We start from the raw sequence: 1113 nt of genomic DNA on the forward strand, positions 1-1113 counted from the left end.
CCGGGCCGCGACCATCACGTCCGGGTCGGCCGACTCGAACAGGAACGCCGACATGAACAGGCACAGCAGTGTGGTGCCGACCGGGACCAGCGGGGCGCGGCCGGCCGGCGGCGCGGCACGGCGCCAGCCGAGAGCGAGCAGCAGCACCGCGCTCAGCACTGTCCAGCACAGCAGACCCAGCCCGATCTGCACATACCCGGTGGCCAGTTGACCGGGTCGGGGGTCCAGGGCAACGACGACCAGGCCCCCGGTGATGTCCATGGCGCCGAGCACGGCGGCCGGGACGAGCCACCAGACCCGCTCCCGCCGGGTGTACGTGTTCCGGATCTGCCGCAGCAAGGTGATCACCAGCCCGATCAGGGCGGTGCAGACGATCGCCTGGTCGACCACCACGTGCCCGGCCGTGAAGCGCCCGTCCGAGTCCCCGCCGCCCCCGTTGGCCAGCATGACGATCGCCCACGCCCAGGCGGCGGCGGCCGCAAGGACTGGGACCGCCACCAGCGCCCGGGCCGCGGACCGGCCGAACGGCGCGGGCGAGCGCGGCGGGGAACCCTCCGGCAGGACGGCGTTCTGCCCGATCAGCGTGAAGCGGGTGGCGACCGCGGCCACCGACGAGACGCACACGCAGACCAGGCCGATGCCGAGGACCACGCTGCCGGCCACGAAATCGGCCACCGGCCGGTGGCTCTCCGCCAGCAGGCCCAGCCCGTAGCCGACGGCGGCCCCGGCCACCGCGAAGCCGAACGCCGGGTAGCCGATCCGGTCCAACGCGCCGAAACGGCCGATCAGTTGCCGCACGACGGTCGCCGCGACGGCGAACAGGCAGAGACAGACGGCGGCCAGGAAGACCAGCGTCAGGCCCGCGACCTGGGCGCCCGGCCCGGTGGAGTGCGCGAGGACGTAGCCGCCGAGCGCGGCCGACACCGCGCCCATGAGCAGCGGAATCGCCCGGAACAGCACGCTCATTCCGTGGTTCACCAGGTCTCCTCGTTCCCTCGCGCCCGTCGGTTCCGGGCGGCAGTCAGTGTTCAGCCCGCCGGGTCTCCGGCCGGGACCCCGGCGGCGGGTGTCCACGGATTTCGTCCGATCGGCTCATGGCGACACCCGCTGTGC

1 protein-coding gene is annotated in these 1113 nt (G+C 73.8%); it reads right to left on the reverse strand.

From position 1 onward, the window contains the following. Positions 1 to 978: DUF2776 family protein (locus tag ACIQVZ_RS42530; protein WP_402458585.1), on the reverse strand; the 978-nt coding region annotated here is incomplete at its 3' end. Between the last annotated feature and the right edge of the window lie 135 nt (positions 979 to 1113).

The sequence above is a fragment of the Kitasatospora sp. NPDC098663 genome (assembly GCF_044760075.1).
In the GTDB taxonomy this organism is placed as follows: Bacteria; Actinomycetota; Actinomycetes; order Streptomycetales; family Streptomycetaceae; genus Kitasatospora.